The 13,603-nt window shown below is 42.6% G+C and carries 17 protein-coding genes; all 17 read left to right on the forward strand.

Translation table 11 applies throughout. The features are described from left to right. Window position 1 precedes the first annotated feature (1 nt). Entirely contained in the window at window positions 2-1,828 is a 1,827-nt protein-coding gene (locus tag LI074_RS02900) for an ATP-dependent helicase (protein WP_008704113.1), read from the forward strand. Next, window positions 1,825-2,376 carry a 4'-phosphopantetheinyl transferase family protein gene (locus LI074_RS02905; RefSeq protein ID WP_022380848.1) on the forward strand — a complete coding sequence of 184 codons (552 nt, stop codon included), beginning with the start codon at window positions 1,825-1,827 and terminating at the stop codon, window positions 2,374-2,376. Before LI074_RS02900 ends, LI074_RS02905 begins: the two co-directional genes overlap by 4 nt. A gap of 3 nt (window positions 2,377-2,379) precedes the next feature. Further along, window positions 2,380-3,510, forward strand: coding sequence for a hypothetical protein (locus tag LI074_RS02910; protein ID WP_025577324.1), 1,131 nt, complete (start codon window positions 2,380-2,382; stop codon window positions 3,508-3,510). Between the two features lie 34 nt (window positions 3,511-3,544). Continuing rightward, window positions 3,545-4,483, forward strand: coding sequence for a stage III sporulation protein AA (gene spoIIIAA, locus LI074_RS02915; RefSeq protein ID WP_008704110.1), 939 nt, complete (start codon window positions 3,545-3,547; stop codon window positions 4,481-4,483). After that, entirely contained in the window at window positions 4,468-4,986 is a 519-nt protein-coding gene (locus LI074_RS02920) for a stage III sporulation protein AB (protein WP_022380846.1), read from the forward strand. The genes spoIIIAA and LI074_RS02920 overlap by 16 nt, the downstream gene beginning before the upstream one ends. An 81-nt stretch (window positions 4,987-5,067) precedes the next feature. Beyond that, complete coding sequence (gene spoIIIAC / locus LI074_RS02925) at window positions 5,068-5,262, forward strand: stage III sporulation protein AC (RefSeq protein WP_008704108.1); 195 nt, start codon at window positions 5,068-5,070, stop codon at window positions 5,260-5,262. A 52-nt stretch (window positions 5,263-5,314) separates the two neighbouring features. Beyond that, window positions 5,315-5,701 carry a SpoIIIAC/SpoIIIAD family protein gene (locus LI074_RS02930; protein ID WP_022380845.1) on the forward strand — a complete coding sequence of 129 codons (387 nt, stop codon included), beginning with the start codon at window positions 5,315-5,317 and terminating at the stop codon, window positions 5,699-5,701. Then, window positions 5,698-6,927 (forward strand): stage III sporulation protein AE, encoded by a 1,230-nt coding sequence (locus LI074_RS02935; protein ID WP_022380844.1) that lies wholly within the window; start codon window positions 5,698-5,700, stop codon window positions 6,925-6,927. The genes LI074_RS02930 and LI074_RS02935 overlap by 4 nt, the downstream gene beginning before the upstream one ends. Before the next feature lie 32 nt (window positions 6,928-6,959). Next, entirely contained in the window at window positions 6,960-7,526 is a 567-nt protein-coding gene (locus tag LI074_RS02940; RefSeq protein WP_008704104.1) for a stage III sporulation protein AF, read from the forward strand. A gap of 40 nt (window positions 7,527-7,566) precedes the next feature. Continuing rightward, window positions 7,567-7,827, forward strand: a complete 261-nt coding sequence (locus tag LI074_RS02945; protein WP_226839499.1) for a hypothetical protein — start codon at window positions 7,567-7,569, stop codon at window positions 7,825-7,827. A gap of 10 nt (window positions 7,828-7,837) precedes the next feature. After that, window positions 7,838-8,590, forward strand: coding sequence for a SpoIIIAH-like family protein (locus tag LI074_RS02950; protein WP_020994069.1), 753 nt, complete (start codon window positions 7,838-7,840; stop codon window positions 8,588-8,590). Window positions 8,591-8,745: 155 nt separating this feature from the next. Further along, entirely contained in the window at window positions 8,746-10,335 is a 1,590-nt protein-coding gene (locus LI074_RS02955; RefSeq protein ID WP_008704101.1) for a peptide chain release factor 3, read from the forward strand. Window positions 10,336-10,403: 68 nt separating this feature from the next. After that, window positions 10,404-10,790 carry an Asp23/Gls24 family envelope stress response protein gene (locus LI074_RS02960; protein ID WP_008704100.1) on the forward strand — a complete coding sequence of 129 codons (387 nt, stop codon included), beginning with the start codon at window positions 10,404-10,406 and terminating at the stop codon, window positions 10,788-10,790. Window positions 10,791-10,854: 64 nt separating this feature from the next. Further along, a complete protein-coding gene (gene nusB / locus LI074_RS02965; RefSeq protein ID WP_008704098.1) occupies window positions 10,855-11,277 on the forward strand; it encodes a transcription antitermination factor NusB in 423 nt (140 codons plus the stop codon). Next, window positions 11,274-12,503, forward strand: coding sequence for an exodeoxyribonuclease VII large subunit (gene xseA / locus LI074_RS02970; protein ID WP_022381298.1), 1,230 nt, complete (start codon window positions 11,274-11,276; stop codon window positions 12,501-12,503). Before nusB ends, xseA begins: the two co-directional genes overlap by 4 nt. Beyond that, window positions 12,481-12,720, forward strand: a complete 240-nt coding sequence (xseB, locus tag LI074_RS02975) for an exodeoxyribonuclease VII small subunit (RefSeq protein ID WP_008704094.1) — start codon at window positions 12,481-12,483, stop codon at window positions 12,718-12,720. Before xseA ends, xseB begins: the two co-directional genes overlap by 23 nt. Next, window positions 12,704-13,591, forward strand: a complete 888-nt coding sequence (locus LI074_RS02980) for a polyprenyl synthetase family protein (protein ID WP_022381297.1) — start codon at window positions 12,704-12,706, stop codon at window positions 13,589-13,591. The genes xseB and LI074_RS02980 overlap by 17 nt, the downstream gene beginning before the upstream one ends. The last annotated feature ends 12 nt before the right edge of the window (window positions 13,592-13,603 follow it).

Genomic DNA, 13,603 nt, shown 5'->3' on the forward strand with positions numbered 1-13,603 from the left:
TATGAAGAGAAATCCATCTCAACTTCGGGCAATCACTCACCTGTCAGGACCTATGATGGTCCTGGCAGGTCCCGGCTCGGGGAAAACTTCCGTTATTGTGGAGAGAACTGCATACATGATCAATGAGGGGAAGATACCGGCTTCTTCTATTTTGGTTGTAACTTTTTCCAGAGCAGCGGCAACAGAGATGAAAGAACGGTTTTTGAAATTCGTGGGACAGAACAGAAGCGAAGTGACTTTTGGAACTTTCCACGGAATTTTTTATGGGATTTTGAAAGCGGCCTATCATCTGAGTGCGGCCAATATTCTTTCTGAGGAAGAGAAATTCAGTATTCTACGTGAGATGACTGAGAAATATGGACAGGAAATGGCTCAGGAGGGAGATTTCATTGAAGAAGTTGCCAGGGAAATCAGTGTTGTAAAGGGGAACTGTATTTCTCCGGAGCATTATTATGCATCCTGTTGCTCGGATGAGATATTCAGGGACATTTTTCATGGCTATAAGCAGGCTCTGAAGGCGAAACGCAAGCTGGATTTTGATGATATGATCCTCTGTTGTTATGAACTTTTTTCTCAGAGACAGGATATCCTGAATGCATGGAGAAGAAAATTTGTCTACATTCTGGTGGATGAGTTTCAGGATATCAACAGCTTACAATACAAGATTTTGCAGATGCTGGCGGCACCTGTCAATAACCTGTTTATTGTAGGAGATGATGACCAGTCCATCTATCATTTCCGGGGCGCAAGACCAGAGATTATGTTAAATTTTACAAAGGATTATCCGAAGGCAGAGACAGTCCTTCTGAATGTGAATTACCGGTGCAGTAAGAATATCCTGCGTACAGCCATGGAAGTGATCGGATGTAATACCAGACGTTTCAAAAAGCAGCTGGATACTCCAAATGAAGAAGGGATGCCTGTGACGTGCAAGGAATTTGATAATCCAAGAGAAGAGTATATGTGCGTGGTGGCAGCACTGAAAAAAAGAATGGAGCGCGGCGAGGATCTGCTGAATACGGCAATCCTGCTTCGTACAAATCAGGAATCGGAAGGTCTGATCAATGTGCTGATGGAATATCAGGTTCCTTTTACAATGAAAGAACAGCTTCCCAATCTTTTCCGCCACTGGATCTGCCGGGCGCTTCTGGCTTATCTTGAAATGGCAGCAGGAGACAGGAGCAGGAAGAATTTTCTGGAGATTATGAACCGGCCAAATCGCTATATTTCCAGAGAAGCGTTGAACAGTTCGCAGATTAATTTTAATGAACTTCGGGAATATTATAAAGACAAGGACTGGATGTGCGACAGGATTACCACACTGGAAACGCATCTGAGGATTCTTGGTACTCTTTCCCCTTTTGCTGCGATTAATTTTATCAGAAAAGGAATGGGATTCGAAGAATACTTGCGTGAATATGCACAGTATCGTAAAATAAAACCAGAGGAACTGCTTGAGACCCTGGACCGGATCCATGAGAGTGCAAAAGGCATGAAAACCCTGGCGAAGTGGCAGGCTTACATAGAAGAATATACGAAGCGCCTGAATGAACAGGCAAGGAAACAGCAGGATAAAAAAGAAGGAGTGACTATATCCACACTCCATGCGGTAAAAGGTCTGGAATATGATATTGTGTATATTCTGAATGTTAATGAAGGAAGCATTCCATATCGCAAGGCGGTTTTGGCAGAAGCAGTGGAAGAAGAACGAAGATTGTTTTATGTAGGGATGACCAGGGCGAAAAAGAAGCTGGTGCTTGCCTATGTGAAACGCCAGTATGAGAAGGAACGGGAGCCTTCCCGGTTTCTTGAGGAGACAGGCCTATGAATAAAGGAATTATTTACTGTACAAAAATACGGGAAGAATATGAAGGCGCACATATGGAGCATATGATCGCAGAGAAACTTCTGGAAATCGCACTGAAAAAAGAATATGGAATCAATCTGTACAATGAACCCAGAGCAGAGGGAGAACATGGAAAACCATTCCTTTCCTATCGTCCGTCCCTGCATTATAATATCAGTCATTCCGGAAAATATGTGGTATGTATTCTGGCTGATCAGGAGGTTGGAATTGATGTGCAGATTCATTGCAGAGTCAATTATGAAAGAATGCTCAGACGTATGGTACCCCGGGAACAGTATCTCGAAATTCTCTCAGATATAAATGTGGAAAAGAAATTTTTTGAACAGTGGGTACTGAGGGAAGCTTATATCAAATGGACCGGTGAGGGGCTTTCCAGAGACATGAGGACTATATCCATGGATGAAGGCAGTCATATGCTGCTTGATATGGAAGACGGTTACAGTGGAGCAGTATGGGCAATGAATCCCATGGAAATCAACTGGAAATATGAAGACATCATACTTGGGTAAGACATGAACAGACAAACGAAGAAAGAAATCCGGAGACTGGCAGTGAAGATTCTTGTAGCAGTACTGGCACTTGGACTGGCTTTCTGGGGATATGCTTTCGTATACAGGGGTAAGACGGAACCTCCTGCAAAATATCCGGTAACCAACCAGGATGCTGCAGTGTATTCATTACGCGGACAGATACAGATGCTGTCGCAGCAGGAGGAGTTAAATACCTTTGCCTTTGAGGGCAGAAAAAAAGAAAAAGAGTACGGAACTTATATTATTCCCGGACTGAGATATACAAGAACATTCCTGAATGCAGAGGGTACAAAACAGGCGGTATGTACTTCCATGACTCCTCAGGGACTTGCAGTGACCGATGAGTATGTACTTGTAAGTGCCTATTGCCATACGGAAAAACATAACTCTGTTATTTATGTGATCAACAAAGAAACTCACAGATTTATCAAAGAGGTAGTCCTGCCAGGTCTGCCTCATGTAGGCGGGCTTGCCTATGATCAGGAACATGATATGCTGTGGTATTCTTCAAATACCAATGGAATCGCACAGGCGATCAGCATTAAGATGGATGTGCTGCGTGACTATAATTATGCGGATAACCATATGCCTGTGCAGGTAAATCAGACATGTAGTCTTTATGGAATCGTGAGAGATTCTTTTATGACTTTCTATAAGGGGTGCCTGTATGTAGGATGTTTTAACAAATATACAGAGAGCACCATCGCGAGATATGCGGTGGATTCAAAAGGTGATCTGGTGAATACTTTTAATGAGGAACTTGGCATGATGTTTGAAATGGCGGTTCCGCTGGATTATTCTACAATATCAGAACAGGCACAGGGAATGGCTTTTTATAACGATAAGCTGTTGTTGTCTCATTCTTTTGGTATTCTGCCATCCAGGATTGTTTTTTATGAACAGTCGGATAAACGTCTGTATGTCAATGAAAATTCTGCAAGATCATACAGAATGCCTGAGATGATCGAGCAGATTGTTGTAGAAGGGGATGAACTTTACGTACTCTTTGAATCAGGAGCTTATGCGTACAGGGGGTATGCAGGAAATGTGGTAGACCGGGTTCTGAAGCTGAATCTGATAAAAATGGAAGAGTCTTATCAGGAAGAGTACTAAAATCGGTTTGTCCACATATATTAAGTGTAAAGAGGTGAGACATATAGAAGCGCAGCAGATTGAAAACCTGTTTGCCGGAAATATCCGGAATCTTTTAATGGATGCGAAGCTGGATTATGATAAATTATATGAGATACGCCTTCGTGTAGGGCGCCCGTTGTTTTTAACTTATGACGGAGGAGAGTGTTTTCTGCGAAAACCGGGTCAGGAACAGTATCTGGTGACAACGGAAGATCTGAAAGAAACACTGGAATATGTCACAGGATATTCCCTGTATGCTTATGAGGATGAGATCAGACAGGGATTTATCAGTGTTCAGGGTGGTCACAGAGTAGGTGTGACCGGAAAGGTAGTGTTGGATCGGGGCAGGATCATGGGAATGAAATATATTTCCTGCATCAATGTCCGTCTGGCACATGAGATTCAGGGATGTGCGGATAAGGTGATGCCTTATATCCGTACAGAGAAATGGGTTGCAAATACATTGATCATTTCACCGCCAAGGTGTGGAAAGACTACGCTGCTCAGAGATATTATCAGGCAGCTCAGTAATGGATGGGCCAATACCCAGGGTCTGACAATAGGTGTGGTGGACGAGAGAAGTGAGCTGGCAGGCTGTTATCAGGGAATTCCTCAGAATGATCTGGGAATGCGTACAGATGTGCTGGACTGCTGTCCGAAATCAGAAGGTATGCAGATGCTGGTCCGTTCCATGTCACCGGATGTGGTTGCAGTGGACGAGTTAGGCTGTGAAGAGGATTTCAAGGCAGTTGACTCAGTGATCCATTGTGGATGTAAGCTGATTGCGACTGCACATGGAAGCTGTCTGGAGGATGTTCTGGATCAGCCATTCTTTTATAAGCTTATGGGCGAGAAAGTATTTGAACGTTATATTATCCTGGACAAAAATGATCAGGCAGGATGTCTGAAAGCTGTATTAGATGAAAATGGAAAAGTATGCTTAGAACAGTAGGATTGTGTGTAATTGTAATTTCCGGTGTCGGTTGCGGTTTTGCCATGAGCAATGAACTTGGCAGACGCAAAAAGATGATGGAAATGATCTTACGGATGATCATCCTCCTAAGAGGAGAAATACGTTATGGAAATAAATCTCTGTACGATGCCTTTACAGGTGCTTCCGGGAAACTGGAAGGGAAGTACAGAGAATTTTTTATACTTACGGCACAGAAAATGAAAGAAAAAACAGGGGATTCCTTTGGGACAATCTTCAGAGAATCGGCCGGAAAGTGTCTGGATCTGGATTGTCTTTTGCAGGAAGAGAGAGACAGATTTTATTCACTGGGAGATCAGCTTGGTTATCTTGGACTGGATATGCAGCTAAAACAGATGGATCTGATGGAAAAGGAAACAGAATATGCGATCAGGGAACTCAGGAAAGATTTTTGTGAAAAAAGAAAATTATACCGCAGTATGGGAATACTGGGCGGAATATTTGTGGCTGTGTTTTTTTGGTGAGCATGTATTTATAATCTGTTTCTTTACTGTGTAGATTACTGTTTTGCTATATTTGGCAGCAGAAGCCGGAAAGGAGAGACTGTGGAGGTAAGTCTTATTTTTAAAATCGCTGCAGTAGGGATTCTGGTTTCTGTTCTCTGCCAGATCCTAAAACACAGTGGAAGGGATGAACAGGCATTTCTGGTAAGCCTGGCGGGGCTTCTGATGGTGCTGTTCTGGATTGTTCCATATATTTATGAACTGTTTGAAAGTATTCAGCAGTTGTTTGTGCTGTGATTTCAAATCAACTGTTATGGCAGTTGACAGAACAGAAAGAGGTTTGAATGGCATGGATATTGTGAAAGTTTCAATCATGGGTATCTGCGGAATGATGCTTGGTTTTATTCTAAAAGAAACCAGACCGGAATTTGCTGTACTTGTGACCATGATGACGGGTTTTCTGATTCTTGGTCTTGCAGCAGGAAAAGTTTCTTATCTGTTTGAAACCATGAACAGGCTGAGAGAAAGCTTCCCCATAGACAGCAGTTATCTCACAGTTCTGGTTAAGATTATCGGGATTACATATATCGGACAGTTTTCATCTGCAATCTGCAAAGATGCCGGATATCAGATGATCGGAACACAGATTGACCTGTTCTGTAAACTGTCTGTGATGGTTCTGAGTATGCCGGTACTACTGGCAATTCTGGATACGATTTCGGAGTTTATGATATGAGGCAGGATAAAGAGAGAAGTATCAGGGAACAGGCAGATCTGTGGAAAGGTTACTGGTGTATACTGGCATGTATACTTTTGGTGGGAAGAGTGTCATATCTTACATTCTTTCAGAATCATATAGTATCCGTATATGCCGCTGCGCAGACAGAACAGAAAGAAGATTCTTCAGTACAGATCCTGCAGGAGAATCTAATGGAAGAGATACAGATTGATGATGTGCAGAAAATGTTGGATGAGATTATGGATGACCATGTTTTTTCTGTCAGAGAAGCACTGATGAATATCATAAACGGGGAGGATCCTGTTTCAAAAGAGACTGTACGGAGCTTTTTGTATAGTCTCTTTTTTTCGGATATAGAGAATGAAAAAGGATTAATACTGAAACTTTTACTTGTGATTTTTATTGCAGCGGTGCTGGCGGAGTTTGCTGATGTTTTCGGAAACGGACAGGTTGGCAGTATCAGCTTTTATATTGTCTATCTTGCGCTGTTTACAATGCTTATGGAGAATTTCTCAAGGCTTGGAAGTACGCTTACAAACTGGCTTCTTGGACTGACGGATTTCATGAAAGTTCTGTCTCCGGCTTATTTTATGACAGTGGCTGCATCAACCGGATCATCAACAGCTGCTGCATTTTATGAAGGAATTTTGCTGATGATCTGGGCGGTTCAGTGGCTTCTTGCAAATCTGTTTCTGCCTGCTGTAAACCTGAGTTTGCTTCTGAAAATGGTTAATTATTTGTCAAAAGAGGAGATGCTTACAAAAATGGCAGAACTTTTGGATGTAGCTGTAAACTGGGGGTTGAAAACTCTTCTGGGAGCTATTGTTGGTCTGCAGATTGTGCGGAATATGGTGAGCCCGGTGATGGATGCCATGAAGCGTTCTGCTGTTGGCAAGGCAGCGAGTGCGATTCCCGGCATTGGAAATGCAGTGACCGCTGTAACAGAATTAGTGCTGACCAGTGCAGTGATGGTGCGAAACAGTTTTGGCGCAGTAATCGTGATCCTTCTGTTGCTGATTGGAGCAGGACCGATTATCCATTATGGAAGTCTTTCTCTGGTTTATCGTTTTCTGGCTGCGATTGCACAGCCAATTTCTGACAAAAGAGTTGTGGGAGCCCTGAGTACAATGGGGGAGGGATGTGCAATGCTTTTAAAGCTTTTGCTGACAGCAGAAGTACTTTGCATGCTGACATTCCTGATAGTTGTAGTTTCTGTATCCTGATGAACTGACAGAAAGATTGCCGGAGGAAACATATGAAAGAAGAGCTGTATTTATGGATTCGGAATCTGGCAGTATTTTATATCTTTTTCACTGCGGTTCTGAATCTGATACCTGACCAGAAGTATGAGAAATATGTACGCTTTTTTATGGGCCTGCTGCTGATTTTTATGATGAGTACCCCGATATTTTCCATTCTTGGAAAAGGTTCGGAACTGACGGAAAGTTTTCTGGATAATTTTTCTGAAGAAAACAGAGAGAAAGAACTCCGGGAATTTCAGAATATTCAGAAAGTCTATCTGGAAAAAGGTTACGAACTGGAACTGGAACAGAAAATCCGGGAAACTCTGGAAAAAAGAGGCATAGAAGTATATAAGGTGAAAGTAAATATAGAAGGGGAGGAGACGCAGGCAAACCTTGTACTGAAGACAGAAATTTCTCAGGAGGAGAGAAAGGAGCTTAAAGATGCGCTGGTGGAAGAGTGGGGACTTAAAGAAAACAGAATTTGTATCCAGATTGTCCGAAATGAATCCGGCAAAATGGGGAATCCTGTTGCTCATCGGAGTACTTCTGGCAGTAGCGGCGATGCCTGTATCCAGTAAGCAGCAAAAGAAAAATACGGCAGGAGAGCAGAGTGAAGATATGCAAAAAAGTGTTCTGGAAGAGAAACTTGAAGCATTTCTTGAAAATACGGAAGGGGTGGGAAAGGTACAGGTTATCCTGATGACAGATGAGAAGAAAGACAGGCAGAGCTTCTATAATTCAGAAACCATACAGGTGACCGGTGTTCTGATTTCTGCGGAAGGTGGAGGAAATCCTGTAGTGGTCCAAAATATTCAGGAGGCGGTCATGGCATTATTTCAGGTGGATGCTCATAGAATTAGAATAATGAAAATGAAATGAGGAGATAAATGTGAAAAAAGTCATCGGAAAAAATCAGGTCATTATTACATCGCTGGCAATTCTGATTGCAGTGGCAGGATATCTGAACTTTGCGGATGTAGATCTTGGATTCAGGGATAAGGAGGCAAGTACGGACAGCAGCAGTATCCTTGAAGATGCAGGATATGATCTTACAGATGAAACTGCTCTTCTGGATGAAAATCAGGCAGATGGAGGTCTGACTGATAACAGTCTTACAGACAGTCAGGAAACGGATACTCCCGGGGAGGCTGTGTTTACGGGTTCTACAGGATTTGCTGCACAGGCAAAGATCAGCAGAGAACAGGTGCGCTCACAGAACAAGGCAGATCTGCAGGACATTATCAATAATGAAGAAATTGATGATGAAGAGAAGCAGGAGGCAATACATACGATGGTCTCGATGACAGACCTTTCAGAAAAAGAAGCGGCAGCAGAGCTTTTGCTGGAGGCGAAGGGCTTTAAGAATGTAGTTGTAAATCTTACCGGAGAAACTGCGGATGTTGTGATCCCTGAAGCAGAACTTTCTGATGCACAGAGAGCACAGATTGAAGATATTGTAAAAAGGAAAACAGGAATTGCGCCAGAAAATATTGTGATCACCCCACTGAAGGAGAGTGAAGATGCAGAAGATACAACACAGACAGATGAAACATCAGCAGATACTTCGTATGAGGAAGACAGCGAAACATCAGCACAGCCATATGAGGATACCGCAATCGATACAACTGATATTTATGACTGATATTTTGATATGAATATGCGAACATATATCTTGACAGAAAAGAGGTGCATATACTAGAATAGGAATGCTGTAAAAAAATAGAAAACGTAACTGATACCGGCTGTTGCCGGTGTTTTATGCAAACAATTATAAAAAAGCGCAACAGGAGGCTGAACGTGTCTAAGTATACGAATGAAATAGAAAAAAGAAGAACATTTGCCATTATTTCCCATCCGGATGCAGGTAAAACTACACTGACTGAGAAATTCCTGCTGTATGGCGGAGCAATCAATCTTGCCGGAAGTGTTAAAGGTAAGGCAACAGCCCGCCATGCAGTGTCAGACTGGATGGAGATCGAAAAAGAGAGAGGTATTTCCGTTACTTCCTCTGTTCTGCAGTTTCATTATGATGGTTACTGCATTAATATTCTGGATACACCGGGACATCAGGATTTCTCGGAGGATACTTACCGTACACTGATGGCAGCAGATTCTGCAGTCATGGTAATCGACGGTTCCAAGGGTGTGGAGGCACAGACCAGAAAACTGTTCAAGGTCTGCGTAATGCGCCATATCCCGATTTTTACATTTATCAATAAGATGGACCGCGATGCAAACGACACATTTGACCTTCTTGATGAGATTGAGAAAGAACTTGGCATCGCAACCTGCCCGATCAACTGGCCAATCGGTTCCGGTAAGAAATTCCGCGGTGTTTATGACCGTAATACAGAGAAAATACTTACCTTTTCTGATACACAGAAAGGTACCAAAGAAGGTGTGATCGAGGAAATCCCGTTAAGTGACAGCCGGGCAGATGAGATTATGGATCCGGAGCAGAAAGCACAGCTTCTGGATGAGATTGAGCTTCTGGACGGCGCAAGTGCAGATTTTGACCAGGAGCTGGTAAGCAAAGGTAAGCTGACACCTGTATTCTTCGGATCTGCGCTGACAAACTTCGGTGTGGAAACATTTCTGGAACATTTCCTGAAGATGACAACATCACCGCTTCCGAGAGTGTCTGATATTGGGGAAATTGACCCCATGGATGATGATTTCTCAGCGTTTGTATTTAAAATCCAGGCAAACATGAACAAGGCACACAGAGACAGAATCGCATTTATGAGAATCTGTTCCGGTAAATTTGACGCTTCCCAGGAAGTATATCATGTGCAGGGTGATAAAAAGATGCGTCTGCTTCAGCCGCAGCAGATGATGGCAGAATCCCGCCATGTGGTAGATGAGGCATATGCCGGAGATATTATCGGTGTTTTTGACCCGGGTATCTTTTCCATCGGAGATACAATCTGTGCACCCGGTAAAAAGTTTGCATTCGAAGGTATTCCTACATTTGCACCGGAACATTTTGCGAGAGTCCGTCAGATTGATACTATGAAGAGAAAACAGTTTGTTAAAGGTATCAATCAGATCGCGCAGGAAGGTGCTATTCAGATTTTTCAGGAGTTTAATACCGGTATGGAAGAAATTATTGTAGGTGTTGTAGGTGTCCTGCAGTTTGATGTTCTGAAATATCGTCTGGAAAATGAATATAATGTAGATATCCGTCTGGAAACACTTCCATATGAACATATTCGCTGGATTGCAAATAAAGAAGAAGTAAAAGTGGATAAGATCATTGGAACCTCTGATATGAAAAAAGTTACTGATCTTAAGGGAAATCCGCTGCTCCTCTTTGTAAATTCCTGGAGTGTGGGTATGACAGAGGACAGAAATCCTGGCTTAATATTAACGGAATTCAGTAAATAACCCTTTTCATTTATCTGTCGATTTGGTATAATGAACAAAGATTAAAGAATCCCTCAGGAGGTTTTCAGATGGCAGAGAAAAGAATAACATATAAAATACAGGATTTAGGAGGCATTGGTGAGGTCCAGATTGCAGATGAAGTGGTCGCTATCATTGCCGGACTTGCTGCTACGGAAGTAAACGGAGTTGCTTCCATGGCAGGCAATATCACAAACGAACTGGTAAGCAAACTTGGAATGAAGAATCTTTCCAGAGGTGTTAAGGTTACTGTACTCGAAGGAGTTGTAACAGTAGACCTGAACCTGAATATCGAATATGGTAAGAACATTCTTGAGACAAGTAAGAAAGTTCAGGAGAAAGTAAAATCATCCATAGAGAATATGACAGGTCTTGAGGTTGCAGATGTTAATATTCATATTGCCAGTGTAGATATGGAGAACGAAAAAGGAAAGTAACCCTTTCCTTTTTTGTGTACTTAAGAGATATTTAGAAAGGAAAGCTGTTTATACAGCAAAAATTATGCGAAGAAGAGAGCAGAGAGAACATATTTTTAAATTACTGTTCATGACAGAATTTAATTCAGAGGAAGAGATGAGTGAGCAGCTTTCACTTTATTTTGATACTCTGGAGGAACTTTCAGAGAAAGATCAGGAGTATATGAGCCGGAAATACCGCCATGTACTTGAAAAATTAGACGAGATCGATGCACTGTTAAATGAGACAAGCAATGGCTGGAAGACAAAGAGAATGAGCCGCGTTGACCTGACTGCCCTGCGTCTGGCAGTGTATGAACTGAAATATGACAAAGATGTACCTACAGGTGTAGCTATCAATGAGGCGGTAGAGCTTGCCAAACGTTTTGGCGGTGAGACTTCCGGTTCCTTTGTAAACGGTATCCTTGGCAAGATTGCCAACAGTGAAAGCGAAGAAAAATCAGAATGAAAAACACATATTCTGTAGGTCAGGTAAACCGTTATATCAAAAATATGTTTACCCAGGATTATTTACTGCAGAAGATTTATGTAAAAGGCGAGGTGTCCAATTGTAAATATCATACAAGCGGACACATCTATTTTTCCCTGAAAGATGAGACAGGAACATTGAATTGTGTGATGTTTGCCGGACACAGACGGGGACTTGCATTTGCCATGAAAAATGGCGATAAGGTGATCGTTGGCGGGAGTGTGGATGTATATGAACGCGACGGCCGCTATCAGATGTATGCAAAGGAGATTACCCTGGAAGGTGCAGGAACTCTGTATGAGAGATATCTTGCATTGAAGCAGGAACTGGAAGATATGGGAATGTTTGCACAGGAGTACAAACAGCCCATTCCGAGATTTATCAGACGTCTGGGTGTGGTAACTGCACCGACAGGTGCGGCTGTTCAGGATATCCGCAATATTTCCTATCGAAGAAATCCCTATTTACAGATTATTTTATATCCGGCTCTTGTACAGGGGGCGGGTGCGGCAGAAAGTATTGTAAAAGGAATACAGATGCTTGATAAGACAGATGTGGATGTGATCATTGTGGGAAGAGGAGGCGGCTCTATTGAAGATCTCTGGGCGTTTAATGAAGAAATCGTGGCCAGAGCTATTTTTGAGTGCAGTACACCTATTATTTCCGCAGTAGGTCATGAAACGGATTTTACAATTGCTGATTTCGTTGCTGATCTGCGAGCTCCTACTCCTTCTGCTGCGGCAGAGCTTGCGGTGGATGATTACAGAAGTGTGATTGAAGCAGTAAGTATTTACAGGCAGCGGTTATATCGTGCAATGAGTGGTAAAATGGATCTGTACCGCAGCAGACTGGAGCATTTTCAGACAAAATTTGCTTATCTGAGTCCGGAGAACAGGCTGCGGGAGCAGAGACAGCGTCTGGCAGATCTGGAGAATGCTGTACAAAATGGAATGAACAGGAAACTTCAGGATGAGAGACACAGATTGTCTGTTTATCTGGAACGTTTTGCAGGACTTTCCCCTTTAAAGAAACTGAATCAGGGATATTCTTATGTGGCAGATAAATATAAAAAGACATTGACAAGTGTAGAACAGGTACAAAATGGGGATACCATTTATATATCTGTGACAGACGGTACGATAGAAGCAGATGTTACAGGTACGGTGAAGGAGGAGAGAATCTATGGCGAAGAAAGAAAACTGTGAGCAGTTACAGGAGGAGAAATCTCTGGAAGAGATGTTTGCAGAACTGGATCTGCTGGCTGAAAAACTGGAAAACAGAGACACATCGCTGGAGGACTCTTTTATACTGTACAGACAGGGCATGGAACTTTTGAAACTTTGCAGCGGGAAGCTGGATACAGTGGAGAAGAAAATGCTGCAGCTTAATGAGGATGGTACATTTAGTGAATTTTCAAGATGAATTAGCAAAGAGAACGGAAGAAACAGAGAAAGTGATCAGAAGCTTTCTGCCTGCAGAGGCGGGATTCGCCGGAACAATGGCTCAGGCTATGAATTACAGTATGCTGGCAGGAGGCAAGCGCCTTCGGCCAATGTTGATCCGGGAGACATATTGCCTGTTTGATGGTAAGGAAGAAGTTGTAAAACCGTTTATGGCAGGAATGGAGATGATCCATACTCATTCCCTGATTCATGACGATCTTCCTGCACTTGATGATGATGATTACAGGCGCGGCAGACTGACTACACATAAGGTATATGGGGAAGCCATGGGAGTGTTAAGCGGTGTTGCGCTGCTTAATTACGCATACGAAACCATGTTTCAGGCATTTGCCCTGACAAAAGAGCAGGATCGGGTAATCCATGCGTTGAGAGTGGTCTCACAGAAAACAGGCATTCATGGAATGCTTGGAGGACAAAGTGTTGATGTGGAAAATGACGGAAAGCCCCTTGAAAAAGAGATGCTTGACTATATTTACAGAAATAAGACGTCAGCATTGATCGAAGCCTCCATGATGACAGGCGCAATTCTTGCAGGAGCAAATGAGCAGGAAGTATCTGCAGTGGAGAAAGCTGCCGGAAATATAGGACTGGCTTTCCAGATTCAGGATGATATTCTGGATGTGACCAGCACTGCAGAAGAACTGGGAAAACCTGTACACAGTGATGAGAAGAATAATAAAGTTACTTATGTGACTCTTTTTGGAACAGAGAAGGCTGCTGAACAGGTGGAAGAACTCTCAGAAAAGGCTATCGATCTGCTGAAGAGTCTGAATAAAAATAACGAGTTTCTGTATTTGTTAATTGAAAAATTAATAAACCGCAGAAAATAAAGGAAGGATACA

The sequence above is a fragment of the Blautia sp. MSK18_10 genome (assembly GCF_020553185.1).
GTDB classification, from domain to species: domain Bacteria; phylum Bacillota; class Clostridia; order Lachnospirales; family Lachnospiraceae; genus Blautia_A; species Blautia_A wexlerae.